Source organism: Spinactinospora alkalitolerans (assembly GCF_013408795.1).
GTDB classification, from domain to species: domain Bacteria; phylum Actinomycetota; class Actinomycetes; order Streptosporangiales; family Streptosporangiaceae; genus Spinactinospora; species Spinactinospora alkalitolerans.
In genome coordinates, this window is sequence record NZ_JACCCC010000001.1 from 3,308,076 (window position 1) to 3,334,138 (window position 26,063).

General features: G+C 70.7%; 27 protein-coding genes. 13 read left to right on the forward strand and 14 right to left on the reverse strand.

Annotated features, from left to right (window positions below; translation table 11 throughout):
- Positions 1-59 precede the first annotated feature (59 nt).
- Entirely contained in the window at positions 60-848 is a 789-nt protein-coding gene (locus HDA32_RS14740) for a crotonase/enoyl-CoA hydratase family protein (RefSeq protein ID WP_179643735.1), read from the forward strand.
- A 108-nt stretch (positions 849-956) separates the two neighbouring features.
- On the opposite strand, the gene HDA32_RS14745 is transcribed toward HDA32_RS14740, so the two are convergent.
- From HDA32_RS14745 to ggt, 3 genes are read right to left on the reverse strand one after another with little or no spacing between them, the layout of a single operon-like run.
- Complete coding sequence (locus HDA32_RS14745; RefSeq protein ID WP_179643736.1) at positions 957-1,190, reverse strand: hypothetical protein; 234 nt, start codon at positions 1,188-1,190, stop codon at positions 957-959.
- A gap of 27 nt (positions 1,191-1,217) precedes the next feature.
- Entirely contained in the window at positions 1,218-2,918 is a 1,701-nt protein-coding gene (locus tag HDA32_RS14750; protein ID WP_179643737.1) for an L-lactate permease, read from the reverse strand.
- Between the two features lie 37 nt (positions 2,919-2,955).
- Entirely contained in the window at positions 2,956-4,548 is a 1,593-nt protein-coding gene (gene ggt / locus HDA32_RS14755; protein ID WP_179643738.1) for a gamma-glutamyltransferase, read from the reverse strand.
- A 154-nt stretch (positions 4,549-4,702) separates the two neighbouring features.
- On the opposite strand from ggt, the gene HDA32_RS14760 reads away from it, so the two are divergent.
- The gene (locus HDA32_RS14760; RefSeq protein ID WP_179643739.1) at positions 4,703-5,542 is read left to right on the forward strand and encodes a FadR/GntR family transcriptional regulator; all 840 of its coding nucleotides are present in this window, start codon (positions 4,703-4,705) and stop codon (positions 5,540-5,542) included.
- 165 nt (positions 5,543-5,707) lie between these two features.
- Here HDA32_RS14760 and HDA32_RS14765 read toward each other — a convergent pair whose 3' ends face one another.
- The 10 genes from HDA32_RS14765 to HDA32_RS14815 form a co-directional block, all read right to left on the reverse strand.
- Positions 5,708-6,991 (reverse strand): fatty acid desaturase, encoded by a 1,284-nt coding sequence (locus HDA32_RS14765; protein ID WP_312863194.1) that lies wholly within the window; start codon positions 6,989-6,991, stop codon positions 5,708-5,710.
- A 210-nt stretch (positions 6,992-7,201) separates the two neighbouring features.
- A complete protein-coding gene (locus tag HDA32_RS14775; protein ID WP_179643740.1) occupies positions 7,202-8,677 on the reverse strand; it encodes a DEAD/DEAH box helicase in 1,476 nt (491 codons plus the stop codon).
- Between the two features lie 262 nt (positions 8,678-8,939).
- On the reverse strand, positions 8,940-9,140 hold the full coding sequence (locus HDA32_RS14780; RefSeq protein WP_179643741.1) for a cold-shock protein: 201 nt from the start codon (positions 9,138-9,140) through the stop codon (positions 8,940-8,942).
- A gap of 242 nt (positions 9,141-9,382) precedes the next feature.
- Positions 9,383-10,132 carry a DsbA family protein gene (locus tag HDA32_RS14785; protein WP_179643742.1) on the reverse strand — a complete coding sequence of 250 codons (750 nt, stop codon included), beginning with the start codon at positions 10,130-10,132 and terminating at the stop codon, positions 9,383-9,385.
- Entirely contained in the window at positions 10,129-10,761 is a 633-nt protein-coding gene (locus HDA32_RS14790; protein ID WP_179643743.1) for a class I SAM-dependent methyltransferase, read from the reverse strand. Before HDA32_RS14790 ends, HDA32_RS14785 begins: the two co-directional genes overlap by 4 nt.
- A 59-nt stretch (positions 10,762-10,820) precedes the next feature.
- Entirely contained in the window at positions 10,821-11,777 is a 957-nt protein-coding gene (locus HDA32_RS14795) for a M56 family metallopeptidase (protein WP_179643744.1), read from the reverse strand.
- Positions 11,774-12,151: a BlaI/MecI/CopY family transcriptional regulator gene (locus HDA32_RS14800; protein ID WP_179643745.1), complete on the reverse strand. Its 378-nt coding sequence runs from the start codon at positions 12,149-12,151 to the stop codon at positions 11,774-11,776. Before HDA32_RS14800 ends, HDA32_RS14795 begins: the two co-directional genes overlap by 4 nt.
- Positions 12,152-12,217: 66 nt before the next feature.
- On the reverse strand, positions 12,218-13,489 hold the full coding sequence (locus HDA32_RS14805; protein WP_179643746.1) for a PQQ-binding-like beta-propeller repeat protein: 1,272 nt from the start codon (positions 13,487-13,489) through the stop codon (positions 12,218-12,220).
- Positions 13,482-14,351 (reverse strand): cytochrome c biogenesis CcdA family protein, encoded by an 870-nt coding sequence (locus tag HDA32_RS14810; RefSeq protein WP_179643747.1) that lies wholly within the window; start codon positions 14,349-14,351, stop codon positions 13,482-13,484. The genes HDA32_RS14805 and HDA32_RS14810 overlap by 8 nt, the downstream gene beginning before the upstream one ends.
- Before the next feature lie 3 nt (positions 14,352-14,354).
- Complete coding sequence (locus tag HDA32_RS14815) at positions 14,355-15,092, reverse strand: DsbA family protein (protein ID WP_179643748.1); 738 nt, start codon at positions 15,090-15,092, stop codon at positions 14,355-14,357.
- 148 nt (positions 15,093-15,240) lie between these two features.
- Between HDA32_RS14815 and HDA32_RS14820 the strand changes: the two genes are divergently transcribed.
- The 7 genes from HDA32_RS14820 to HDA32_RS14850 all read left to right on the forward strand — a co-directional run bounded on the left by HDA32_RS14820 (position 15,241) and on the right by HDA32_RS14850 (position 21,939).
- Entirely contained in the window at positions 15,241-15,690 is a 450-nt protein-coding gene (locus tag HDA32_RS14820; protein ID WP_179643749.1) for a hypothetical protein, read from the forward strand.
- A gap of 177 nt (positions 15,691-15,867) precedes the next feature.
- Entirely contained in the window at positions 15,868-16,440 is a 573-nt protein-coding gene (locus HDA32_RS14825) for a helix-turn-helix domain-containing protein (RefSeq protein WP_179643750.1), read from the forward strand.
- Positions 16,441-16,512: 72 nt separating this feature from the next.
- Positions 16,513-17,640, forward strand: a complete 1,128-nt coding sequence (locus HDA32_RS14830; protein WP_179643751.1) for an ABC transporter substrate-binding protein — start codon at positions 16,513-16,515, stop codon at positions 17,638-17,640.
- Positions 17,641-17,644: 4 nt separating this feature from the next.
- Positions 17,645-18,541, forward strand: a complete 897-nt coding sequence (locus HDA32_RS14835; protein WP_179643752.1) for an ABC transporter permease — start codon at positions 17,645-17,647, stop codon at positions 18,539-18,541.
- Positions 18,542-18,549: 8 nt separating this feature from the next.
- Positions 18,550-19,329, forward strand: a complete 780-nt coding sequence (locus tag HDA32_RS14840) for an ABC transporter permease (protein WP_218882462.1) — start codon at positions 18,550-18,552, stop codon at positions 19,327-19,329.
- Positions 19,319-20,497 (forward strand): ABC transporter ATP-binding protein, encoded by a 1,179-nt coding sequence (locus HDA32_RS14845; protein WP_218882463.1) that lies wholly within the window; start codon positions 19,319-19,321, stop codon positions 20,495-20,497. The genes HDA32_RS14840 and HDA32_RS14845 overlap by 11 nt, the downstream gene beginning before the upstream one ends.
- Entirely contained in the window at positions 20,494-21,939 is a 1,446-nt protein-coding gene (locus HDA32_RS14850) for an NAD(P)/FAD-dependent oxidoreductase (protein ID WP_312863195.1), read from the forward strand. Before HDA32_RS14845 ends, HDA32_RS14850 begins: the two co-directional genes overlap by 4 nt.
- A 189-nt stretch (positions 21,940-22,128) precedes the next feature.
- Here the strand turns inward: HDA32_RS14850 and HDA32_RS14855 are convergent, their stop codons facing one another.
- Positions 22,129-22,332 (reverse strand): cold-shock protein, encoded by a 204-nt coding sequence (locus HDA32_RS14855; protein ID WP_179643754.1) that lies wholly within the window; start codon positions 22,330-22,332, stop codon positions 22,129-22,131.
- A 437-nt stretch (positions 22,333-22,769) separates the two neighbouring features.
- On the opposite strand from HDA32_RS14855, the gene HDA32_RS14860 reads away from it, so the two are divergent.
- The 4 genes from HDA32_RS14860 to HDA32_RS14875 are packed head-to-tail and all read left to right on the forward strand — an operon-like array spanning position 22,770 to position 26,059.
- On the forward strand, positions 22,770-23,072 hold the full coding sequence (locus tag HDA32_RS14860) for an urease subunit gamma (protein ID WP_179643755.1): 303 nt from the start codon (positions 22,770-22,772) through the stop codon (positions 23,070-23,072).
- The gene (locus HDA32_RS30720) at positions 23,069-23,563 is read left to right on the forward strand and encodes an urease subunit beta (protein WP_179643756.1); all 495 of its coding nucleotides are present in this window, start codon (positions 23,069-23,071) and stop codon (positions 23,561-23,563) included. The genes HDA32_RS14860 and HDA32_RS30720 overlap by 4 nt, the downstream gene beginning before the upstream one ends.
- The gene (locus HDA32_RS14870; protein ID WP_179643757.1) at positions 23,556-25,265 is read left to right on the forward strand and encodes an urease subunit alpha; all 1,710 of its coding nucleotides are present in this window, start codon (positions 23,556-23,558) and stop codon (positions 25,263-25,265) included. Before HDA32_RS30720 ends, HDA32_RS14870 begins: the two co-directional genes overlap by 8 nt.
- Entirely contained in the window at positions 25,265-26,059 is a 795-nt protein-coding gene (locus HDA32_RS14875; RefSeq protein WP_179643758.1) for an urease accessory protein UreF, read from the forward strand. The genes HDA32_RS14870 and HDA32_RS14875 overlap by 1 nt, the downstream gene beginning before the upstream one ends.
- Positions 26,060-26,063: the final 4 nt, after the last annotated feature.

Sequence of the window (26,063 nt, forward strand, 5' to 3'; positions counted from 1 at the left end):
CTAACATCAGATTCAGTAAATCAGTTCTTCCACGCGACAAGAATCACGAGGCGGAGACCATGCACGACGCGAAAGAGCGCAACGCCACCGACGACGTGCTCGTGGAGCGCCGCGACGGCGTCCAGGTGATCACGATCAACCGGCCCGAAGCGAAGAACGCCCTGAACGCGACGGCGGCCCGCGCGGTCGCCGACGCGGTGGACGAGTTGGACGCCTCGGAGGACCTGAGAGTCGGGGTGCTCACCGGTGCGGGCGGGACGTTCTCGGCCGGCATGGACCTCAAGGCCTTTCTCCGCGGTGAGAGCCCGGACATCCCCGGCCGGGGTCTGGCGGGGATCACGGTCACTCCGCCGGCGAAGCCGCTGATCGGAGCGGTCGAGGGCTGGGCCCTCGCCGGCGGCTTCGAACTGCTCCTGGCCTGCGACCTCGTGGTCGCCGCAAAGACCGCGAAGTTCGGGGTTCCCGAGGTGCGCCGGTCCCTTGTGGCCGCTGCCGGCGGAGCCCTGCTGCTTCCTCGGCGCATTCCCCAGGCGATCGCGATGGAGATGCTGATCACCGGGGAGCCGATCACCGCCGACCGCGCCGCCGAGGTGGGCCTCGTCAACCGCCTGGCGCCGGAGGGGGAAGCGCTCGCGGCGGCCCTGGAGCTGGCCGCGAAAATCGCGGAGAACGGCCCTCTCGCGGTCGCCGCCACCAAGCGGATCGTCCGCTCCGGCGCGGACTGGACCCGGGCCGAGGGCTGGGACCGGCAGAAGGAGGTCATCGACCCCGTCTTCGCATCCGACGACGCGCGGGAGGGCGCCAGCGCGTTCGCCGAGAAGCGGCGCCCGATGTGGAAAGGCCGCTGACACCGCCAACCGGCAGAACCGGGCGGTCTCTCCGGATGAACGGGCCGGCTCCGGTGGAACCGAGGCCGGTCCGTTCACCGCTTCATCGCCGGGATCGGCGCTGTCGGCTTATCGGTTGCGGGCGGGGTGCTGCGACGGCGCCGCGGCTGTGCGGTGCGGGCGGCGCCGCAGGATGCGCGGCGGGTGCTGGAGAACGGGGCAGACGAGCATGCCGAGGGCGAAGACGGCCATTCCGATCGCGGTGAGGGCGGCCGTGTCGGTGCGTCCGCCGATGTAGAGGAACGGCAGTGCGGCGACGGTCACCAGCGTGGCCACGGCCTGGATTCGGTTGGTGGGGTTCACGGTGGCCTCCAAGGCAGCCGGGGGTACTCACGCGAAAAAGAAGACGACCGCGCCGATGACCGCGGTGAGCAGCAGTGTCACGGGAAGCGCCATGCGCAGCACCTCGCCTTCGCGCCCGCTCACTCCCGCGGTCGTGGTGCCGAGCAGGACCTTGCTCGGTGAGATGATCGCGCCGAGAGCGCCCCCGGCCGTCTGGCCGCTGAGCACGGCCGGGCCGCTCAGCCCGGCCGCCGTCGCCGTGGTCTGCTGCAACGGACCGAAAAGCAGGTTTCCCGAGAGGTTCGATCCGGTGATGAAGGTGCCGAACAGCCCGATGAAGGGTGCGAGGAGGATGTAGACCCCTCCCGTCCAGTCGGCCACGCCTTGGGCGAGGGTGCTGGCCTGTCCGGACCCCTGCATGACCGCCGCCATCGACACCAGGGCGAGCACGGCGATGGTGGCGCCGATGGCCTTGTCCGCCGTACGGGCCAGTGCCCGTTTCCAGGCGCCCTTCGCCAGATAGCGCATCCTCGCGTAGCAGAGATAGGTGACGACGGCCGCCGCCAGCAGGAAGGTGCCGGCATGGGTGAAGACCGCCATCTCCGAGGTCTCGGCCGGAGTGGCGTATCCCAGGCCGGTGGTGAACGGCGGGAAGCCGAGTCCCACCGATATGCCGCCCAATGTCCTCTCGATCGGTGGAATGAGCAGGATGACCAGCGTGATGCCGAGCAACGCGGTGTAGGGGAGGAAGGCGGTTCCCAACGGCATCTCCCTGGCGGTGGTCGAGGCCTCGGCCTCCCTCCCGCCGGTGAGGCCGACGCCGGTGGCCGGGGCGGCCCGCCGGCCACCGGACGACGGGGTCCCCGTCGCCGCGTCCTCGCCGCTACCGGTGCCGCCGGCTCTGCCGGAGGACGGTGCGGAACCGGCGAACATCGGGCTCGCGCGCACGGCCGAACTCCGGCGGTACATCGGCAGCCGCCCCAGGCCGAAGATGAGGACGAACCCGGCCAGAGCCGCGAGGAAGCCGTTCAGCGTGTCGTCCCACTGGGACAGGACCAGGCCGAGACCGCCGTGGGCCAGCGAGATGAGGGCGACCGCCGTCAGCCCTTCCGATACGCCCCGAGCGCGCCCGTACATCCAGCAGATGACCAGACCGGCCGCGATGTTGACGATCCAGAGCAGAACCGATGCCTGCAGGGCGGTCAAGGCCTCCTCCCCGGGGGACAGGTCGGTGACCTGCTTCAGCCCCACCCATGCCGCCGCGAGGGTGCCGAAGGTGTTGTTCCAGGCGTGCCCGATCAGCGCGATGAACACCGCGTGGACGGGACGCACTCCGATGCTCACCAGCAGCGGAGCGCAGACGGCGATCGGCACTCCGAACCCGGTGATCCCCTGGAGGAAGGACGCGAACACCCAGCCGAACGCCATCACCTGGAGGAGCGGATGGGGCAGGAGCCGGGTGATGCCGCGCTGGAGCGGCCGGAAGGCGTCCGCTTCGCGGGTGATCTCGTAGATGAGGATGGCGGGCCAGATGATGTAGACGATGGTCAGCGCGTCCATGGCTCCCTTGACGCTCTGCATGCCGATGTCGCGCAGGGACATGCCGAAGGCGAGGGCCGCTATGGAGGCCGTGGCCAGCCATGACAGCGCACCGGCTTCGGCGGCGCCCCAGTTCCGGACGATCATCAGGACCAGTAGCAGCGCCAGGGGCGACAGCGCCAGCAGCCACGACCACAGGTCGAGAGTCATGTCGCGCACCTTCCGCCGGGATTCGGCACGAGGCGTCTCACCATCCCAGTGCCAGCCCTTCGCCACGCGGGTCTGCTCCGCCCATCAGCAGTTCGTCGGTGACCTGGATCGCCTGGGCGTGGCCCATGGTGTCGTCGTAGTCGCGGACGGCGCGGAGCGGATGGCCGAGCGCCCGCAGCCCGTCCCGGACCCCGGCCGGGAACCGGCCCTCCACGCGCAGGTCCTGGCGGGCATCGCCCCACCTGCGGCCGTGCAGCCAGCGAGGGGCGTCAATGGCGGTCTGCACGTCATAGCCGAAGTCGACCACCCGGTTGACCAGGGCGGTGGAGGTCTGCGGTTGGCCCTCGCCGCCCATGGTGCCGTAGACCAGATGGGGGCGCCCTTCGCGCAGCAGCATGCCGGGCATGAGGGTGTGGAACGTCCGCTTGCCCGGTTCCAGCCGGTTGGGGTGGTCGGGGTCGAGGGAGAAGAACGAACCGCGGTTCTGCAGCAGGACGCCGGTGTCGCCGGCCACGAAGCCGGAGCCGAACTCGTGGTAGAGGCTCTGAATCACGGAGACGGCGTTGCCTTGGCCGTCCACCACGACGCTGCACGTGGTGTCGCTGCCGGCGGGCCGGGCCGCCGGTGTGCTCCGGGCGGCCCGCATATCGATGCGGGTCCGCAGTTCGGCGGCGTAGTCCTTGGACAGCAGGTGGTCGAGCGGGATGTCGGCGAAGTTCGGGTCGGTGAGGTAGCGGTCGCGGTCGGCGAAGGCCAGCTTGGTCGCTTCCACCACCATGTGCAGGTATTCCGCGCTGCCGTCGCGCATCGCCCCCACGTCGAACGCCTCGATGATGTTCAGGATCATCAGGTGGGCGAACCCCTGGGAGTTCGGCGGGTGCTGATAGCACTCGAATCCGCGGTAGGTCGTGGATACGGGGGCCTCCCAGGTGGCGTGGTGCGCCGCGAAGTCCGATGTGGTGAGCAGCCCGCCGGCGCGCTGCAGTGATGCGACGATCTCCGCGGCCACCGGTCCTTCGTAGAATCCGGCGCGCCCCTTCTCCGCCACCGTCTCCAGGGTGTCGGCCAGCCTGGGCAGCGCGATGACCTCGCCCATGAGAGGAGGTCGTCCCAGCGGCAGGTGCGTGTCGCGGGTGTGCGGGTGCTCGCTGAGCGTTTCGGCGATTTCATGGACGCAGGCGGCGTGGCTCGCGCACACCGCGAAGCCGTCGCGGGCATAGCCGATGGCGGGCTCCAGGATCTCCGACAGCGGCAGCCCGCCGAATCGCCGGTGTGCGGCGCACCAGCTGTCGACCGCGCCGGGGACGGTGACCGCGGCCAGCGGGCCGCGGGCCGGGATGGCGGCGTGGCCGTGGAAGGCCTCCCGTGTCACGCGCTCCCCCGAACACCCGCTCCCGTTCAAGGCGTGGACCTGGCCTGTGGCGGCGTCGTGGATCAGCCAGAACGCGTCCCCGCCGGGACCGGTCATGTGGGGGTAGACGACACCGAGGGTGGCGTTCACGGCGATCGCCGCGTCGACGGCCGTTCCGCCTTGTTGGAGTGTGCGTAGTCCGGAGAGTGATGCCAGGTAGTGCGGCGATGCGACCATGCCGCGCCGAGCCAGCGCGACTGGACGAGTCGTGTGTTCCATACACGATCCCCTATTGGTCTGACCTCTATACCGGTCTGTCCGGTATACTGTATTTAACAAGTGGCCAAGGTCACGTCAATAGATCCGTCAACGGTTTCTGCCCAACCGGACCGCCGACAGGGACCGCGATACAGGGGGCACGTACACTGGGAACGTGCCCGACCGGTCAGACCGAACCCCCGAGCTGGGAATCCGCCGGATTCCCCGCGCACGGGCCCATGAAGAGGTCGTTCGCCAACTGCGCGACCAACTGGCGAACGGGGTCATCCGTCCAGGCAGCCGCCTCCCGCCCGAGCGCGAGATGGCCGAGCGGTTCGGGGTGAGCCGCGCGACCCTGCGGCAGGCTCTTTCAGCGCTGAACAGCGCCGGACTGATCGAGAGCCGCGTCGGTGACGGCACGTTCGTCCGCCGCGACGCGGTCGGCACGGGCGTGACGGCCCTGGTCGAGGCGTTCCGGATGGTGCCGGGAACACTCGGGGACCAGCTCGGCCTGCGCCGCCTCATCGAACCCCAGGTCGCCCGCGAAGCCGCCGAACACGCGCACGGAATGGACTTCGACTACCTGCGGCAATCCATCGCTCGGCAGGAATCCAAGGTCAGCACCGGAGAATCCTTCGTCGACGAGGACAGCACCTTCCACCTCGCGATCGCCCAGGCCACGCAGAACCCCCTCATCGTCAAGATGGTCGAGGGGATCCATGAACTGCTGCGCGAGAGCAGGGAGCGCTCCTTGCGCGCTCCCAACGGGCCGCGGCGCTCCTTCGAAGGGCATCGCCGCATCCTCACCGCCATCGAAAGGGGCGACGGCCGGGCCGCCTACGAGGCCATGGTGAGCCACATCGCCGACGTCGAACGCCTGAGCCTGCACCAGATCACCGAGGAGCCGTCCCTGGCGATCCTGGACGAGGCGCCGACACCACCGGGCCCGCCGACGCCCGCACCCGGCGGACCGCCAGGGACCGCAAGCGACACGCCACCGGACAGCGGGCACTGAACACGCCCGACCCGGCGTCACGCGACGGCACCGGGTGGGGAATGGGTCCGCCGCCCTCAGGTCGGTGATCGGGAGCCGCGCGACCACATCCTTCTCCGGGAGGTCCTCCCCTGCTCCCTCTTGCCGACCCCTGCGGCGTCAGCGGCGTGTCCGCGGGGCGGGGTGTCAGTATTCGAGTTCGGGGCGCAGGGGCCCGCCGACGGCGTGGAGGTGCCGCAGCACCTGGGCGTAGGAGGTCAGCAGGCCGGTCTCGCAGTAGGCGATGCCGTGCTGGGCGCAGAAGGCGCGCACGAGCGTTTGGACCCGGCGCAGGTTGGGGCGGGGCATGGAGGGGAACAGGTGGTGCTCGACCTGGTAGTTCAGCCCGCCCAGGGCCAGGTCGGTGAGGCGGCCGCCGCGGATGTTGCGCGAGGTCAGGACCTGGCGGCGCAGGTAGTCGACCTTGTCGTCCTTGGCGAAGACCGGCATGCCCTTGTGGTTGGGCGCGAAGGAGCATCCCATGTACAGGCCGAACAGGCCCTGCTGGACGGCGATGAAGCACACGGCCTGCAGCGGGGGAAGCACGAGGAAGACGGCGGCGAGGTAGCCGCCGAAGTGGGCCAGCAGCAGACCCGCATCGGCGAACCTGGTCGCGCGCGGGGTGGTGCGGCCGAACAGGGCCCGTACGCCGGCGACGTGCAGGTGGAACCCTTCCAGGAGCAGCATGGGGAAGAACAGCCACGCCTGGTGGCGGGCCAACCGGACGCCCATTCCGCTGCGGGCGCGGGCTTGGTCTTCGGTGAAGGCGATCGCGTTGCCGCCGATATCGGGGTCGCGGTCGACCTGGTTGGGGTGGGCGTGGTGCCGGTTGTGCTTGGAGATCCACCAGTCGTAGCTGAGCCCGACCAGCAGGTTGCCGTGCAGGCGTCCGACCAGGTTGTTGACGCGTTTGGAATCGGATATCTGCTGATGGCCGGCGTCGTGCCCGATGAAGGCGGTCTGGGTGAACATCACCGCGAGGAACGCGGCGATCAGCATCTGCCACCATGACGGGCCGATCAGCGCGAACGCGGCCCATCCGGCGGCCAGCAGGAGCAGGTTCACGCCGATCCTGACCGCGTAGTAGGTCGGCCGCCGGTTCAGCAGCCCGGCGCGCCGCACTTCGCGGGACAACACGGCGTAGTCGCTGCCCCTGCGGGCGGCCGGCGGATCCGCGCGGCGGGACTTCTCGCCTCGGCCCGCGGCTCCTGCGGTCACGGCGTCCGCTCGCAGAGCGCGGACCTCGTCGGCCTGCGGCCCATTGGAGCCCCGGCCGACGCTGTACAGCACCCTCTGGCCCTTCTGGAGGGGGCCGGTGACGCCGGGCCCGCTCGCCGAGTGGTGGACGAAGACATCGACCGTCCCGTCATCGGGGGTGATGAAGCCGGCGCCCTTGCTCGGGTCGAACCACTTCACGGTTCCTTCAGGCATCTGGCTGTCTCCTACGCGATGGCGGGTGATGCGCGGACCGCGCGGCTGCGCGGTCCGGGTCTACTTATTCTCCGTTGCTTCAGGACCACCCGGAAGGAATGAGGCGTCCGGTTCTTCGGACTCCGCGGGCGCACCCGCGTTCGGAAATCTCGTCTACAGCCCACTGGCTCGGAACACGCGGACGTGCGTCCATCGACTCGGCAGACCCGGCTACGCGGCCCTTCTGCGGGGGTCCGGCCTCTCCGAGAGGGCGGCCCGCGCGGCGGAGCCGCGGCGCGGCTGAGCGGAGCGGCCGCGACGGCCGCGGGTCGAGGGGTCGCTGCGCCGGGGATGCGCGGGAGCAGGCGCGGTGATGGTGACCGGTACGCCTGAGGGCGTCCGGGCGCCGGTGATGCGTACGAGTTCGGCGTCGCCGGACCGCACCTGGACGGTTCGGGCCGTGATGCCGGCGGTGGCCATCAGGCGGTCGACCTCGCGCCGCTGGTTCGGCAGTACGAGGGTGACGACGCTGCCGGACTCGCCCGCACGGGCGGTGCGTCCGCCGCGGTGCAGGTAGTCCTTGTGGTCGCTGGGCGGATCGATGTTGACGACCAGGTCCAGGCCGTCGACGTGGATGCCTCGGGCGGCCACGTTGGTGGCGACCAGGACGGTGACGTGCCCGTTCTTGAACTGCTCCAGGGTGCGGTTGCGCTGCGGTTGCGATTTGCCCCCGTGCAGCGCGGAGGCTCGTACCCCGCTGGACAGCAGATGCCGGGCCATCTTGTCGACGGCGTGCTTGGTGTCCATGAACATGAGCACCCGGCCGTCACGGGCCGCGATGTGCGTGGCGGCGGTGCGCTTGTCCGCGTCCGAGACGTGCAGCACGTGGTGCTCCATCGTCGTCACGGCCCCGGCCGACGGGTCGACCGAGTGGACCACCGGGTCGGACAGGAACCGGCGCACCAACTTGTCGACGTTGCGGTCCAGGGTGGCGGAGAACAGCATCCGCTGGCCGTCCGGCCGCACCTGCTGGAGCAGGGCGGTCACCTGCGGCATGAAGCCCATGTCGGTCATCTGGTCGGCCTCGTCCAGCACGGTGGTGCGAACCCGGTCGAGACGGCAGTCACCGCGGGCGATCAGGTCCTTGAGCCGTCCGGGAGTGGCCACGACCACCTCGGCGCCGTTGCGCAGTGCGTTGGCCTGCCGCGAGATGGACATGCCGCCGACCACGGTGGCCAGTCGCAGGCGCACCGCCTGGGCGTAGGGGACGAGGGCGTCGGTGACCTGCTGGGCCAGCTCACGAGTGGGCACGAGCACCAGCGCCAGCGGCTGGTGCGGCTCAGCGCGCCGTCCAGTGGTGCGGGTGAGCAGGGCCAGGCCGAAGGCGAGGGTCTTGCCGGAGCCGGTGCGGCCGCGGCCCAGGACGTCGCGGCCGGCCAGGGAGTTCGGCAGCGTGGCCGCCTGGATCGGGAACGGGGCGGTCACGCCGTTGCGGCTGAGTGCGGACAGCAGAGGAGCGGGCATGCCCAGCTCGGCGAACGACTCGGCCGGCGCGAGCGCGGGGGTGGTGCCGGTCGGCAGCGCGAACTCGCCCTGCGGGGCGGCGGTCGACCCGCGGCGGTTCGGGGTCTGGCCGTGGGGACGACGGCCGCCGCGGCCTTGGCCCTGCCGGGAGAAGCGCTCGTTGGAGCGGGGGGTGCGATTCATCTGGAACCTTCCTCGCGACGGCACGTGTCGAGGAGGTCCGGCGGCGGTGTGCCGCGCAGAGAACCACAAGAACGAACCGAAGAAAAATGGACACGAAGCGTGGACGGGTTGGCCGTGCGGTGGGCTTCGAAACGTTCGGCGCCTGCCGGTGACGGCGGTCGAGAAGCCGAACCGTGGATGTGCGCCGCCGCGGACGGGCGGCGGTTCGGAACCCGCCGTCGCCGGGGCCCGAGGGGGCCCGAGCCGTGCGGCGTGGTCCGCGTCACCGGGGACGGACAAGTGCGGCTCTCTCGCCCTGCGGGCTCTGCAGGCCGTCGGACCCCGTCTCCCGGCCCTCGGCCGGTTCACGGAAGGCCCGTGGCCCGGTGTCGGGATGGCGGGCGAAGAGGTCGGCACCGTCATCCTGCGCGGTGGCGCCGAACCCCCTGGTGCTGTCGAACCGCTTCACGGTGCCGGTACTCATGTCGGTCTCCCACGGGGCCGTACCGGAGACCCGCACGCTGCGGACTCCGTGTCACCGAGATGATCACCTGACCGGAAGAGGACACCGGAAACAAAAAGTGCGTCTGAAGGCTCAGAACCGGCAGACGCACACAAAGGTCTATGGGAACCACAACTGCAACCGGTACCCACCGTAGCACGTCCGGTCTCGCGGGGGCGGGAGCGAGAACGTCGCCTTGGTCACAGGGCGACGAGCGGGGAGGATCAGCCGGTTTCCGCCGCCTCGATCCGCTCCTCGAACTCTTCGATCGGCTGGGCGCCGAAGAACGCCTCGCCATTGATGAGGAAGGCCGGAGTGCCCGGCACACCGAGCCCGAGAGCGAAGTCCATGTCGTCCTCCACCGCGCTGCGCAGTTCCGGGTCGTCGACGTCTTCGCGGAACCGGTCGGTGTCGAGCCCGAGATCTGCGGCGATCCGGGTGAACTCCTCCCCCGTTCCGCTCGTCCACGCATCGGGATCGGCGTACAGGGCGTCGCCGTACTCCCAGAACGCGTCCTGGCGGGCGGCGGCCCGTGCCGCGACGGCCGCCTGCTCGGAGACTTCGCCGCGGTAGGGGTAGTCGCGCCAGGCCAGCCGGAGCCGCCCCGTCTCGACGTATTCCCGCACCAGTTCCGGCTGCTGATCGCGGGCGAAGGCCGCGCAGTAGGGGCACCGGTAGTCGCCGAAGACGACCATGGTCACCGGCGCGTCCCGCGAACCGCGCATCAGCGCCGGGGCGACGGCGGGCGGCCGCGGTCCCGCCACCACCGGTGGGGACGGCGAGGAGGACGGCGACGGGGTCGTGGAGGCGTCGGAGCGGGGCGCAGGGGCGGGCTCGGGCGCGGTCTGGACGCGCACCAGGGCCGCGACCGCGATCAGCAGCAGCGCCGCGGCCACGATGGCGGTGCCGCGCCCGGGGCGCGGCACCCGATGTCCACGGCCCCCGCCGTCCTGCCCCGGGTCGCCGGCGGTCATGCCGGCTCCCCGGCGCGGTCGGCGACGACGAGGGTGTCGACGGCCGTCCGTTCACGGCCCTCGACCTCCACCGCGCGCTCCACGGTGCCCGCCCGCCGCACCGACAGCCGGATATCGGCGGTCTCGGCCGCCGCGGCCACGGCCGCGGTGATCTCGTCCGCGTCGTGCAGGACATCGGCGTCCTGCGGTCCGCCCACACCGTGGACGAGGTTGCCGCGGTCGTGGCCGATGCTCACCAGCCGGCCTCCGGGCGCCAGCGCCCGCACCGCCCGCCCGAGCACGCCCCGCCACTCCTCGGCGGGCAGGTGCAGGTAGGCCAGGACCACCAGGTCGAAGCCGCTCGGATCGGGGACGTGCTCGCGGGCGTCGGCGTGCACCCAGTGGAGTTCGGTCCCGCGTTCGGCGGCGATGCGCCTGCCCCGGTCGATGGCCACGGTCGAGAACTCGGTGGCGGTGACGTCCCATCCGTGCTCGGCGAGCCATATGGCGTTGCGCCCCTCACCGGCGGCGACGTCCAAGGCCCGACCGGCCGGCAGCCCGGCCGTCTCCTCCGCCACGAAGCGGTTCGGTGCCGCGCCCCACACCAGGTCCGCGGATCGGTAACGGCGATCCCAGTCGCTCGCGTCCATACCTTCGGCTCCTTCTTCGGCCACACCGGGCGCTCGGACACGTCCCGGTCCTCTCATGCTCATACGGTGCACGCGCAGTGCGAGGCCGCCACGCTGACCACGGTCGAGGCCACCGTCAGCGCCGGTGGAGCGGCGAGTGCGGCCAGCGCCGCGCCGATGAGCAGGAAACTCCGCACTCCCGCACAGGCGGAGGAGGGGTTCAGCAGGCGGCGGACACGCTGGACCGTGCACGCGCCCGAGATCGCCAGCGCCGCGGCGCCGTCCGCGGAACGTGAGGTGGCCATGGCGCCCAAGGCGTGCACCAGCGGCGGGACACCGACCAAGCGGGCCGCTCGGTCGTCGGCCGCCCACTCCACCAGTACCGGAACCTCCTGCGCGGCCGCGCGCAACAGGGGGACGCGGGGGAACGCGGCGTCGAGCAGGCGCACCCAGGCGACCAGGAGGTGATGGCGTCCGCGCAGGTGCGCGTGCTCGTGCGCCATGACCGCGCGCATTTCGCGCGGGGTGAGCGCGTCGACGGCGCCGCGGGTGATGACGATGCCGAACCGTCCGCCCGGAACGCAGTAGACGCTGGGCTCCCCGCTTTCCACGAGCCAGACGCGCCGCCGGTGGATGACCCGGCTCGTCGCGCAGGCGGCCAGGTCGCGTTGGTGGTCGCGACGCCAGCGGATGGCCGCACGGCTCTGGCGCAGTGCGACCCACAGCAGTCTGGCGAGGGCGACCATGCTCGCGACCAGAGCGAGGGAGACCCCGGCTTCGGCGCCGTTGCGGTGCAGCGCCTGGATAAGGGTGAGGCAGGCGGCGATGACCCCTTTGACCCCCGGTCCCATCACCTGCGCCACCAGCATGAGAACCAGTGCGCCCCAGGTGAGCAGCCACATGAGGGGAGACAGGACCCACAGCGCCAGCGTGCTGCGCGTGCTCGGGCGGCACGCGCGGCCGAGGCCGCGCAGCAGCGCCGGCCCGCCGACGCTGAGCAGGACCGCCGTGCTCAGGGCGAGGACGAGCAGGGTCACGACTCGCCGTCCCTCGGGACGTCGGCGAGCAGGCCGCGCAGGACGTCGACGTCCTCGGGCGCCATGTCGTCGACGAACCGCAGCAGGGTGGCGTGCGGATTGCCGCTGTCGGTCAGGGCGCCGTGCATGCGCTGGGCCGCATGGGAGGCGCGGTCGCGGATCGGCCGGTAGAACCACAGGCGGCCGATCTGTTCACGGTCGACCCAGCCTTTGCGGCGCAGGTTCTCCAGCACCGTGGAGATCGTCGTGTAGGCGGGCCTCCTCTCTCCCAGCGACCGGATGACCTCGCGCACGCTCATCGGGGTGCCGGAGGCCCACAGAGCGTCCAGCACCGTCGTCTCCAAGGGGCCCAGCCCCGATCTCGCCTCATCCATCGCTCATCGGCTCCGCACGTCTATTTCTAAGCAGCATAGAAGATTGCCCACCCTGCGCGGTACGGCTCAGTCCTCGGTCGGCACGGCAGCGAACACCTCCTCACCCTCCCCGCCCTCCACCGGAAGGAGCGCGGGTCCGCTCTCGGTGGCCGCGACCGGCGCCGGCCACGGGCCCTCCCCCACCGGTTCTCCCGTGCTCATGTCGAGGGCGTGGGCGGTCTCGCCGTCCGAGGCGTAGAGCACGCCGGCGACGATGCGTTCGGGTCGTGCGGTGGTGTCACCCTGCGGGCGGCTCCACAGCAACCGGGGTTCCCGCGTCGTCAACCCCATGACGCTCCCCCGCCCGCCGTCCGACCCGTCGCCGACCGCCACCGCGCTGACGGACGCCTCGCCGCCGGAGCCGCCCACGATGCGGGGCTCCTGTTCACCCGGAAGCTCCGCCAACCGCGTTCCCGTGCGCAGGTCGTTGATCGTGTAGACGCTCTCGTCCCCGCCGGCCGTGCTCCATTCCAGGGCGATGACGCCGCTGGAGTCACTGACCGGCCGGGGCCCGTAGCCGACCACCGGTGCCGCCGACCCGGATGCCGGACCGTCCGGCACCGCCAACGCGTCGCTGTTCCACAGCTCCGTGTCCGTGGCCGTGTCCACGGCCCGCAGCTTCCCCTCGCGCCGCACCAGCAGCGTTCCATGGTGCTCGTGCAGTACGGCGTCTCCGGCGTTCTCATCGGCGACGACCTCACCGGTGGCGGCGCTCAGCGCGACCTTGGGCCCGCTCTCGCCGCTCATGACGGTGTGCGGGATGGCGGCGAAGACCAGACCGGGGCCGACCATGGTTCCGGGGACCTCCACCGGCCCCCACACCTTGGCGCCGTCGACGGGGTCGTAGGCGGCGGCGGTGATGCGCGTGGCCGCCAGTCCGCGGTCGGCGGCGGCATCGCTGTCGAGCAGCACCACGAGCTCGCGCCCGTCCTCCCCTCGCGTCACCGCGAACGCCGTGCAACTGGGATTGCGGGGCGCGGACCAGCGGGTGACACCCTCGCCGTCGACTCCGAGGAACAGCAGGTCGCCGCCTTCCTCGGGGATGACGGGGCCGACGAATGCGCTGTTCGTCGCCTTGGGGAGTGAGGAGAACGGGGCCGTCCACAGTGCCCGGGGGCCGAGGGTGGGCGGGATCGAGGAAGCGGGTACGGCGGGCGGGGCGGCCGCCGGGTCGTTGCGGGGTTCGGCGTCGGTCGGCTCCCTGATCTCCGGCCGGCCGCAGGAGGCGGCCAGGAGGACGATGGCCGCCACTGCGGCGACGACCAGGCGCGGCCGCGCCCGCCGGAGGGCGTCAGCCATGCCCGTCCTTCGATGCGTCGATGGCGTCCCGCCCGCGGGAGGAGCGGGAGCGCCGGGCGCGGTGACCCGCGACGCCGAGCAGGACCAGGGCAAGGAGCACGAGGAAGACCAGATCGGCGCGCACCCCCAATTGGGAGAGCGGCTCCTGGACGCGGTAGGCGACGTCCTCCAGCCACCCCATTCCGGGAAGCGCGGTCATCGACGCCGTACCGTCGTAGACGAGGAAGAGCACGCCGATGCCGATGAACAGCAGCCCCGAGACGGTGCTGTTGGTGTGCAGGCGCAGCCGGCCGATGGTGAGGACGCGTCCGCGCAGCCAGGTCCTGCGTCCGAGGTCGAAGCGGTCCCACAGCAGGGCCAGGACGAACAGCGGCAGCGCCATGCCCAGCGCGTAGCAGGCGAGCAGGAGGGCTCCGCGCACCGGCGTGCCGGTGGCGGCCACGGTCAGCACCGCCCCCAGGATCGGTCCGGAGCAGAAGCCCGCCAGACCGTAGACCGCGCCGAGCCCGAACACCGGGAGGGCGCCCCTGCGGCCGGAGAAGCGGCCCTGCAGCCGTGTGGGAAGCCCCCACGTGAAGCCGACGCCGAGCAGTTGGGCCACCCCCAGGGCGATGATGGTCCATCCCGCGATAATGATCAGCGTTTCCCTGTGGCCGTAGAAGACGCTGCTCACCAGCGCCGATCCCGCCCCCAGCGGTACCAGCGTCAGGCACAGGCCCGCGTAGAAGACGCCCGTGCGCATCAGCAGGCGCGCCGGATCGCGGAAGGCGTAGGCGAAGAAGGACGGCAGCAGCAGGGCGCTGCACGGACTGAGCAGAGCGAGTAGACCGCCGGCGATGGCGGCCAGGTAGCCGATGTCCATCTCTCAGCCCTCCTCGGCCGCGGCGAGCGCGTCGTCGATACTGGAGGTGAACGTCGGCAGGGGCTGGGCGCCCATGACCGGATCGCCGTTGATCAGGAAAGCCGGCGTGCCGTTCACCCCGATCTGCTGCCCTTCACTGAAATCCGCGTCCACCTCTGCGGCCAGGTCCTCGCGGTCCAGATCCTCGGCGAACCGGTCGCGGTCCAAGCCGGCCTCGGCGGCGAGCTCCGCCACCCGCTCCTCCAGCTGGGGCCCGGCTCCCTTCAGCTCTTCCATCGCCTCGTACACGGTCCCGTGGTACTCCCAGAACATGTCCTGCTCAGCGGCGGCCCGCGCCCCGACGGCCAGGGTCCGCGACGCCTCGCCCATGTAGGGGAACTCACGCCACTCGATGCGCATCTCACCCTCCTCGACGTAGCGTTCGACGAGTTCGGGCTGGGTCTCCTGCACCCACTTCTGGCAGTACGGGCACTGGTAGTCCGAATAGGCGATCAGCACCACCGGCGCGTCCGCGTCCCCGACGGCCATCGGGTCGCCGGAGTCGCGGCGCGCCAGGGAGGCGCCCAGCTCGCGCATCTCGTCGCTGACTCCGCCCGTCTGAGGCGTGCCGGACTCGTTCGGCGCCGCATCATCTCCGTCGCCCAGGCCGACGACCAGGCCACCGGCCAGGACCAGGGACAGCACGCCTCCCAGGACCAGAGGCCACCAGGAGGCACGCGTTGTTGTTGGGCGAGTGGACATGGAACACCGTCCTGTCGAGCCGATCACACTTCTTCTATGTACGATAGAGGCGATTCTATGCAACATAGAGAGCGGAAGGGACGCGTGGCGGGAGTCCACCGCCCCCTCTTCCGCGAAACCCCCGACCAGCAGGGAGCGCCGGCCAACGATGCGAATGTGGACGATGAGGCAATGGGGCGTCGCCGGCGTGGGCACGGCCGCCTCTCTGGTGCTCCTGGGAATCCCCGCGGTCCTGATCCCCAACGGCCTGTTCTCCAGGGAGATCGAACCGACCTGGTGGTCCTATCCCGTCTGGGCGGCCACCGCCCTCCTGTGCGGCCTCCTGCTCGCCACCTACGCCGGGCCGACGCCGCCGACGCGCCGAAAGGACCCGACCGGGCCGAGAGGGCTCGGCGGCGGGATCCTGGCCTGGCTCGCCATCGGGTGCCCCGTGTGCAACAAGCTCGTCCTCCTCGCCGTGGGAACGTCGGGAGCGCTCACGTGGTTCGCGCCACTCCAGCCGCTGCTGGCCGTGGGCGGACTCATTCTTCTGGCGGCGGCCCTGCGCACCAGGCTGCGTGCAGCGGCCTCCTGCCCGGCGCCGGAGTCGCAGACCTGATCGGCCGGGTGGTCACCGGCCCGGTGCTTCCACCGGCCGAATCCGGTCCATCACGCCGCGTTACCCATTCTTAATACGGGTGCCCCTTGCCAGATGTGACGTCGGGCACTGAATATCTACTGCCATGAGGCTGAACAAACTGTTCAGTGAGAGTGAACGATCAATGCAGTAGGTGGTATGGGAGAGAACGGCGCGGGGCCGGGTGCGCGGATCCGGGAGTACCGGACGATGCGCAGGATGACGGTGCGATCCCTGGCCCAGGCGGCGCAGGCGAGCCCGAGTTTCATCAGCCAGCTGGAGCGCGGCCGCACCAACGCCAGCATCGGCACCCTGCGCCGGATCACCACGGCGTTGGGGATCACGATGGCGGACCTGTTCGACGATTCGGGGTCGGCGGGCCCCCGAGTGACGCGGCGTGCCCGGCGACCCCGGCTGGAAGGGGCCAAAGGCGTCCACAAATCGCTGATATCCCAGCGCCCCCTGCGCCACGTCGAGGTCTACTCGGCCGAGCTGGATCCGGCGGCGCGGACCGGCGACGCCCCCTACTCCCACGGGGACGCCCAGGAGATCTTCATGGTCCTGCACGGACGGGTACGGCTCTGGCTCGGCCCAGAGGGCGCCCAGCAGGAGCATGACCTCCACGCCGGCGACAGCATCGAATACCCCAGCTCGACCCCGCACCTCGCGGCCAACGCCGGCGAGGGCGCCGCAGAGGTGCTGTGGATCATCAGCCCGCCCACCCCCGATTGAGTGAACGGCGATCCCTCCGGCCGCGGCCGGACATCGCCCGGACCCCGGTGGGCGAACCGAATGGAGCGACGAATGCAATCGTCCCGATGTCAGCCGCAGCGACCCCTGCTGAGCCGCGCGGCGATCCTGCTGACCCTGTCGGCCACCGCCTGCTCCTTGCCCGCCGAGCCGGCCGACCTGGACCTGGGCTCCGGCCCGCCCGAAGCGGGGACCGTGCGTCCCGGCGCGCTGGAGGGCACCGCCATGACATTCGTCTCCTATGGCGGCACCTACCAGAAGGGGCAGGAGGAGGCGGCGGTCGACCCGTTCGCCGAGGAATCGGGAGCGCGGGTGGTCACCGACGGCCCCACCGACTACGCCAAGATCGCCTCCCAGGTCGAGGCGGGCGTCGTGACCTGGGACGTCGTCGACACCGACGCGATCTGGGGCAGTGCACACTGCGGCGACCTGCTGATGCCCCTGGACTACTCGATCATCGACAAGAGCAGGATCCCCGAGGGCCTCGCCGGCGAATGCACGGTTCCGGCCATGCAGTACGGCATGGTGCTGGTCTACAACACCGAGAAATACCGGGGAAGGCCCCCCGGTTCCTGGGCGGACTTCTTCGACACCGAGGCCTTCCCCGGACGGCGCGCCATATCCGGCATCCCCAACGACGCGGCACCCGGCCCATACGAGGCCGCCCTCCTGGCCGACGGCGTCAGCCCGGACGATCTCTATCCGCTCGACGTCGACCGGGCGCACGAGCGGCTCGACACCGTCCGCGACGATCTCGTGTTCTGGGAGACCGGAGCCGAACAGCAGCAACTGCTGGAATCCGAAGAGGTGGACATGGCGATGGTGTGGAGCGGCCGCGGCTACGCCGCGGTGCGGAACGGGGCTCCCTTCGCCGTCACCTGGGACCAGTGGCTGCCGGTCATGGACTCCCTGGGCGTGGTCAAGGGGAGCCGGAATCCCCGCTCGTCCATGGCGCTCATCAACTACTACCTCGGCGCGCGGCAGCAGGAGGACCTCACCGAACTCACGTCCTACTCCCCGATCAACACCGAGGCCGAACCCGATCTCGACCCGACCGCGCGGTCCTTCCTCACCACCCAGCCCGGTGTCAAGGAGAAGGCCGCCCCCGTCGACATCGAATGGTGGGCCGAGCACCAGGAGGAACTGATCCAAGGCTGGTCCACCTGGCTGGCCGGGCGGTGACCCGATGACACTCCTCGACTCCGCCCCGGGCACCGCGGGCTCCGGCCGCACCCCCGATACGGCGCCGGCACGCGCCGGCGCGGGAGAACGGCGCCCCGCGCTCCTGCTCCTGCCCGCCCTGCTGCTCCTCCTGGTGTTCTTCGGCGTCCCGCTGTTCGGCACCGTCTGGCGCGCCTTCACCGACCCGCAGCCGGGCCTGGCGAATTTCGCCTGGTTCTTCGAGACCCCCGCCAACCTGGACGCGCTCGGACGCACCTTCTCCACCGCCGCGTGGGTCACCCTGTTCGCCCTGCTGCTGGGCTACCCCTACGCCTACGCCATGACACTGGCGGGGCGGCGGGGACTGACCGTGCTGACCCTGCTCGTGCTCGTCCCGTTCTGGACCAGCCTCATGGTGCGGACCTTCGCCTGGGTGATCCTGATGCAGGACACCGGACTGATCAACCAGGCACTGGGCGCCATGGGGCTCGGGCCGCTGCACCTCATCCGGACCCAGTCCGGAGTCGTCGTGGCGATGGTCCAGATGCTCATGCCGTTCATGGTGCTGCCGCTGTACGCCGTCATGAGCGGTATCGACCGCCGCCACCTGCTGGCGGCGCGCAGCCTCGGCGCCCGCCCGATCACGGCCTTCTGGCAGGTGTACGTGCCGCTGTCGCTGCCGGGCGTCGCAGCAGGTGCGCTGACCGTCTTCATCAACGCGCTGGGATTCTACGTGACCCCGGCGCTCCTGGGGTCACCCCAGGACTCGCTGCTCTCCCAGGAGATATTCACCCAGGTCAACGGCCTGCTGGAGTGGGGAAGAGGCGGCGCGATGGGTGTCGTGCTGCTCGGCATGACACTCGCCCTGCTGGCGATGGGGGCACTGACACTGCGATTCGGCGGAAGGCGGAGGGGCCGATGAGAACACGTATGCGCCTTCTCCCCCTGTGGCTGTTCTGCGCCCTGATCGGCGTGTGGCTGGTGGCCCCGGCGCTGATCGTCGTCCCGCTCTCGCTGACCGACAAGGCGTCGCTGGCGTTTCCTCCCACCGGCTGGTCCATGCGCTGGTACGCCAACTTCTTCACCGACCCCCAGTGGGTCCGGTCCCTGCTCGACTCCCTCCAGGTGGCCGCGGCGGTCACCGTCCTGGCCACCGTCCTGGGGACGCTGGCCGCCCTGGGCCTCACCCGGGCCCGTGTGCGCGGGCTTTCCCTGGCCAACGGGGCGCTGCTGACACCGATCATCGTCCCCGGTGTCGTGGTCGCCATCGGCCTGTACGGGGTCTTCCTCGAACTCCGGCTCATCGGCACGTTCTTCGGCTTCCTCATGGCGCACACCATTCTGGCGCTGCCGTTCGTGGTGATCCCCGTGGCGGCGAGCCTGCGAGGGTTCGACCGCCGCTACGAGCAGGCCGCCTCCGTTCTCGGAGCGGGGCGGCTGACCGCCTTCCGCACGGTGACACTGCCGCTCATCGCGCCGGGGATCGCCTCCGGGGCCCTCTTCGCCTTCGTCATCAGTTTCGACGAGGTCGTCGTCTCACTGTTCATCCAGAGCCCCTACCTGCGGACGCTGCCGGTCCAGATGTACAGCAGCGTCACCCGGGACACCGACCCCACCATCGCCGCCGCCGCGACCCTGATCATCCTCACCACGACCGTGCTCGCCGTGCTCGCCGCTCTGATCCTGACCAGGAGGAACCGTGCCAGCTGACCTTCGCCTCGCCACCTCCGCCACCGTCCCTGCGGACACCGGCGCGGCCGTGGACCTCAGCGGCCGGGGCGCCGGTGTCCGCCTGGAGAACATCACCAAGCGGTTCGGGGACTTCACCGCCATCGACGGCGTCTCCCTGGATGTCCGTCCCGGCGAGTTCATCACGCTGCTGGGGCCCAGCGGCTCGGGCAAGACGACCACGCTCAACGTCATCGCGGGCTTCACCGAGGCCGACGCCGGACGGCTGCTGATCGACGGGACCGTCATCGGATCGCTGCCCACGCACAAGCGCGACCTCGGAATGGTGTTCCAGCACTACGCGCTGTTCCCGCACATGACGGTCGCGGCCAACATCGCCTACCCCTTGAAGCAGCGCCGCGTCCCCAAAGCGCGACGCGCTCCGCTGGTGCAGGCCGCGCTGGAGTCGGTGCGGCTCAACGATTTCGCGCACCGCTACCCGCGCGAGCTCTCCGGCGGGCAGCAGCAGCGTGTGGCGGTCGCACGCTCCATCGTCTACCGGCCCCGCGTGCTGCTGATGGACGAACCGCTCGGCGCGCTCGACAAGAAGCTGCGCGACCGGCTCCAGCTGGAGATCAGGCGCATCCATGCCGAGCTGGGCACGACCTTCGTCTACGTCACCCACGACCAGGACGAGGCGCTGGTCCTCTCCGACCGCATCGCCGTGTTCAACCGCGGCGACATCGAGCAGCTCGGTACCGCGGAGGAGCTGTACGAGCGCCCGCGGACGCTGTTCGTCGCCCGATTCATCGGGGAGTCGACCGTGCTGCGCGGCCCGGTCGAGCACGACGGCGGCAGACCCCTCATCGGCTGCTGCGGTCGCCGCCTGAGGGGCGAGGGCACGCTGCCGGAGGGCGCGCGTACCGCCGCACTGGTCATCCGGCCCGAACGCATCACGGTGCGCGAAGCCGGCCAGGACCCCACGGGATCGCACGACTGCGCGCTCCCGGCCACCGTCACCGGAGTGATCTACCTGGGATCCGGCCGCAAACTCGAACTGCGCCTGCCCGACGGCACGTCCGCGCTGGCCCGCGAACAGGCCGGCCGGCTCAGCGGCGCCGGCATCGGTGACGAGGTGACCCTGACGTGGAGCGCACGGGACGCCGTGCTCCTCGCCGACGATTCGACATCTGAGGAGATGCACACGTGAACCTGCTACCCGGCGCCGCCGAGCTGCGTGCCGTCCCCCGTTCGAAGGAGTTCCGCAACGGCGGGGTGTCCTTCTGGTACCGGCAGACGGGGATCCCCGAGCGGCGCGCTCCCCTGGCGGGCTCCGCGGCCTACGACGTCTGCATCGTCGGCGGCGGTTACACCGGCCTGTGGACCGCCTACTACCTCAAGCAGGAGCGTCCCGACCTGCGAATCGCCGTCGTGGAACGCGAATTCGCCGGATTCGGTGCGTCCGGGCGCAACGGCGGCTGGCTGTCGGCGGAGTTCGCCGGATCCCGGCGGCGCCACGCGCGGTCCCGCGGCCGTCAGGCGATGGTGGACCTGCAGCGGGCCATGTTCGCCGGTGTCGACGAGGTCATCGACGTGGCCGCGCGTGAAGGGATCGACGCCGACATCGTCAAGGGCGGGCTCATCCACGTCGCGACCAACCCCGCGCAGCGAGCCCGGCTGCTCGCCGAGACCGAGGACCTGCGCCAGTGGGGATTCGGCCCCGATGACCTGCGGAACCTCGACCGGGACGAATGGGAGGGCCGGATCCGCGTAGCAGGGGCACTGGCCGCGACCTACACGCCGCACTGCGCGCGCATCCAGCCGGCCAAGCTCGCGATCGGGTTGGCACGTACGGTGGCCGGCCTCGGGGTCGACATCTTCGAGGGCACCGCGGTCTCCGAAATCCGTCCGCGGACGGGCGGGCGGCCCGCGACGGCCGTCACCGACCGGGGCGACGTGCGCGCCGACTACGTCATCCGGGCGACCGAGGGCTTCACCGCGTCGCTGGCCGGTCAGCGACGCCAGTGGCTTCCGATGAACAGTTCGATGATCGTCACCGAACCGCTCGGCGCCGACGTGTGGAAGCACATCGGCTGGGAGGGCCGCGAGCTGCTCGGCGACGAGGCCCACGCCTACGTTTACGCGCAGCGCACCTCCGACGACCGCATCGCCATCGGCGGCCGGGGAGTGCCCTACCGGTTCGGTTCGGCCACCGACCGGCGCGGCGGGACACAGCCGCAGACGGTCGCCTCCCTGTGGCGGGTCCTGTCGCGCCTGATGCCGGCCGCGGCGCAGGCCCCGGTCCAGCACGCCTGGTGCGGTGTGCTCGGCGTTCCCCGCGACTGGTGTTCGACCACGCACGTGGACCACGAGTCGGGGCTCGGCTGGGCCGGCGGCTACGTCGGGAGCGGGGTCACCACGACGAACCTGGCCGGGCGGACGCTGCGCGATCTGGTGCTGCGCGAGGACACGGAGCTCACCCGGCTGCCCTGGGTCGGCCGCCGGGTCCGCAACTGGGAGCCGGAGCCGCTGCGCTGGACGGGCGTGCAACTCATCTACCACCTGTTCCGTACCGCCGACCGGCGGGAGAACGACCACGTGGCCGCGACCTCGGCCTACGCGCGAATCGCGCAGATGATCTCCGGTCGCTGACCGCCTGGTCCATCCGCTTCTCCGCCGATCCCGGCCTTCTCACATCCCGGAACCGTGAGTGGTTCCGGCGTCGAAGAGGTCAGAGGGCCCCGTGAGAACGGCGCCGCCCCCACCCCGTTGCGGGGTGGGGGCGGCGGTGTCGGCATCGCTACGGATCCGCCGGTCGCGCCGTGGCGCGCGGCGTCCCGGTTACAGTCCCCGGACCTGCTCGGCCTGCGGACCCTTGGGGCCCTGCGTGACGTCGAACTCGACGCGCTGGTTCTCGTCGAGGTTGCGGAAGCCGGAGCCGGCGATGTTGCTGTAGTGCACGAAGACGTCCGGGCCGCCCTCATCCTGACTGATGAAGCCGAAGCCCTTCTCCCCGTTGAACCACTTGACGGTTCCCTGAGCCATATCTGTCTCCTGACAGGTTGACGGTGTGCGGACCCGCGGTCGCGGGCCCCTCGATCGCACTCGAACTGCGGCGCGTCCCACCATCACTGGCCAGACAACCGCCCGCGTCGACTTCCGCGAGCGTCAAACACATACACAGAAACCTACGATCGTTCGGTACAACAACGTCCCCCACGAGATATTCCCCTTCCCGCCGAACTTCGAGGGGCGCCGTCGCATCCTCACCGCCGCTGAAGGACCGTCCTCCAGCGGAGAAGGGGCTTTCCGCGCCCGTCCAGACACGCCCGTCCATCCGCCGGAGCAGCGCGGGCGGAAAGCCCCTCCGGGCAGTCCGACCAGGGCGAACGAGCCCGGTTCGTACTGGTCACCATCGTTGACCGCGCGTGACGCCGGGTGTGTACTGCAAAAAGTGGGGACCTCGTCGTGAGGAGCGTCCAATGCTTTTGACAATGCATGAGCGCGAGCGGTTGATGATCTATACCGCGGCCAAGCTCGCCGCCGAACGCAGGGACCGCGGTGTCAAGCTCAACCTTCCCGAGGCCACGGCGCTGATCACGTCGTTCCTGCTCGAGGGCGCACGGGACGGACGTACGGTCGCCGATCTCATGGACGCCGGTCGCGACGTGCTCGGTCGCGACGATGTGATGGAAGGGGTTCCGGAACTGCTGGGGCTGCTCCAAGTCGAAGCGACATTTCCGGACGGCACCAAACTGATCACCGTCACGGCACCGATCTCATGACTCGCCGCAGTGAGCACCCCAGCGACGACCCGGGTCGCAAGCGGTCCCGACGGCATGAGCTCGACAAGCACCCGGCCAGTGGATCGAACAACCCGAGCCTGCCGCGGCGTCCGGGGACCGGGGAGCGGCAGGCGGAGCGGCGGCACTACACCGGTCACGAGCCTTACCTCGAGGAGCCGCTGATTCCCGGCGAGATCCTCTACGGCGACGATCCGGTCGCGATCAACTCGGGGAAGGACGCCATCACCCTGCGTGTGGAGAATACGGCCGACCGGCCGGTCCAGATCGGCTCCCACTTCCACTTCGCCGAGGTCAACACCGCCCTGGACTTCGACAGGGACGCCGCTTGGGGCCGACGGCTGAACGTGCTGTCCGGTGGGTCGATGCGCTTCGAACCCGGGGCCGTCGAGCAGGTCGAACTGATCCCGATCGGCGGTCGGCGGATCGTGGCCGGATTGCGCGGGCTGTGCGGAGGCAACCTCGATGGTTGAGATCAACCGAGCGGAGTACGCCGCTTCTTTCGGCCCGACCACCGGGGACCGGATCAGGTTGGCGGACACCAATCTGTTCATCCAGGTCACCGACGACCTCTGCGGCGGTGGGGACGAGGCGATCTTCGGCGGCGGGAAGTCGGTGCGCGAGTCGATGGGCCAATCGCGCGCGACCCGCGCGGAGGGCACACCGGACCTGGTGATCACCGGTGCCGTGGTGCTGGACCACTGGGGCGTGATCAAAGCCGATGTCGGGATCCGGGACGGCCGGATCGCGGCGCTGGGCAAGGCCGGCAACCCCGAGACCATGGACGGAGTGCATCCCGATCTGGTGATCGGACCGTCCACGGAGGTGGCGGCCGGAAACGGACTGATCCTCACGGCCGGGGCGATCGACAGCCACGTGCACTTCGTCAGTCCGGACATGTTCGAGATCGCTCTCGGCACGGGGACGACCACTGTGGTGGGCGGTGGCACCGGTCCGACCGAGGGATCCAAGGCCACGCTGGCCACCCCGGGCGCATGGTGGATGAGGCAGATGCTGGAGTCCTTCGATCCCTGGCCGGTCAATGTGCTGTTCCTGGGGCGCGGCAACACCGTGTCCCACGAGGCCCTCTGGGAGCAGCTGCGCGGCGGCGCGGGCGGGCTCAAGGTCCATGAGGACTGGGGCGCCACTCCTGCCGTGGTCGATGCCTCGCTGACGGTCGCCGACGAGTCCGGCGTGCAGGTGGCCATCCACAGCGACACCCTCAATGAGGCCGGATTCGTGGAGACCCTGCTCGCGGCGGTGAAAGGACGGACCTTCCACGCCTACCACACCGAGGGGGCCGGCGGCGGCCACGCGCCCGACATCATCAAGATCGCCGGTGAGCGGTACGTGCTGCCGGCCTCGACCAATCCGACGCGGCCGTTCACCCACAACACGATCGCCGAACACCTGGACATGGTGATGACCGCTCATCACCTCAATCCGCAGGTTCCCAACGATCTGGCGTTCGCGGAGAGCCGGGTGCGCGCGGGCACGATCGCGGCGGAGGACGTGCTGCAGGATCTCGGCGCACTGTCGATCATGTCCTCGGACGCGCAGGCGATGGGCCGGATCGGGGAGGTCGTGCTCCGGACCTGGCAGACCGCCCACCAGATGAAGCTGGTACGCGGCTCTCTGCCGGGAGACGGACCGGCCGACAACCACCGGGCCCGGCGCTACGTCGCGAAGTACACCATCTGCCCGGCGATCGCCCACGGCCTGGAGCACGAGATCGGCTCGGTCGAGCCTGGCAAGATGGCCGACCTGGTGCTGTGGCAGCCGGGCCTGTTCGGGATCCGGCCCATGACGGTGTTCAAGGGCGGAATGGCCGCGGTCGCCGCCCTCGGTGACCCGAACGCCGCCATACCCACTCCACAGCCCGTGTTCCCCCGGCTCGGATTCAACGCCTCGAGCCCGACCGCCGCATCCACCAGCGTCGCCTTCGTCGCACCCGCGGCCATCGAGGACGGCCTGGCCGATCGGCTCGCGACCCGCCGCAGGCTGGTCGCGGTGGCCGACGTCCGGGGGCGCGGCAAGGAGGACCTGCCCGAGAACACGGCGACGCCCCGCATCGAGGTCGACCCGGACACCTTCAGCGTGCACGTGGACGGCGAGCTGATCGAGCACGATCCGGCCACCGAGCTGCCCATGGCGCAGCGCTACTTCCTGTTCTGATGGCGCCCGATCCCGCCCGCAGCGACGACCGTCCCATCGACGGCGGACAGCCCACGCCGCCGGCGCTGCTGCTGCTCGCCGACGGACGATTCCCCTCCGGCGGCCACGCCCATTCCGGCGGCCTCGAAGCCGCGGCCGGAATGGAGGGCGTGCACGGCATCGCGGCCCTGGAGCTGTTCCTGCGCGGACGGCTCGACACCGTCGGCGTGGTCGCGGCGGCATTCGCCGCGGCGGCCTGCGCCGCGTTCCGGGAGGCCGTCTCCCGGTCCGACACCACCGCCGGCCTCGACGGGGACAGCCGGCAGAGCGGTCCAGCGGACACGAGGACCACGATCGAACAGTTGGACCTCGAGTTCGATGCCCGCTGCCCATCGCCGGTACTGCGAACCACCTCGCGCCGGTTGGGCAGGCAACTGCTGCGAGCGGGGCGGGCGGCCTGGCCCCACCCCGTTCTCGACGCGCCGGCGTCCTCCCCCGGACGCGGTCCTCACCAGCCGGTCGCGTTGGGCGCGGTGGCCGCCGCGGCACGACTTCAGCCCGATGCCGCCGCGCTGGCAGCCGCCCACGACGCCGTCACCGGACCCGCGACGGCAGCCGTGCGCCTGCTTTCGCTGAACCCGTTCACCGTGCACGCCGTGCTCGCGCGACTGGGGTCGCAGGTGCACGCGGTCGCCGCCGACGGCGCCCGGTACGCCGGAACCGCACCGGCGGACCTGCCGGCCCGCGCCGGGCCGCTCCTCGATGTTTCCGCCGAGCACCACGCCACTTGGGAGGTACGTCTCTTTGCGTCCTGAACAC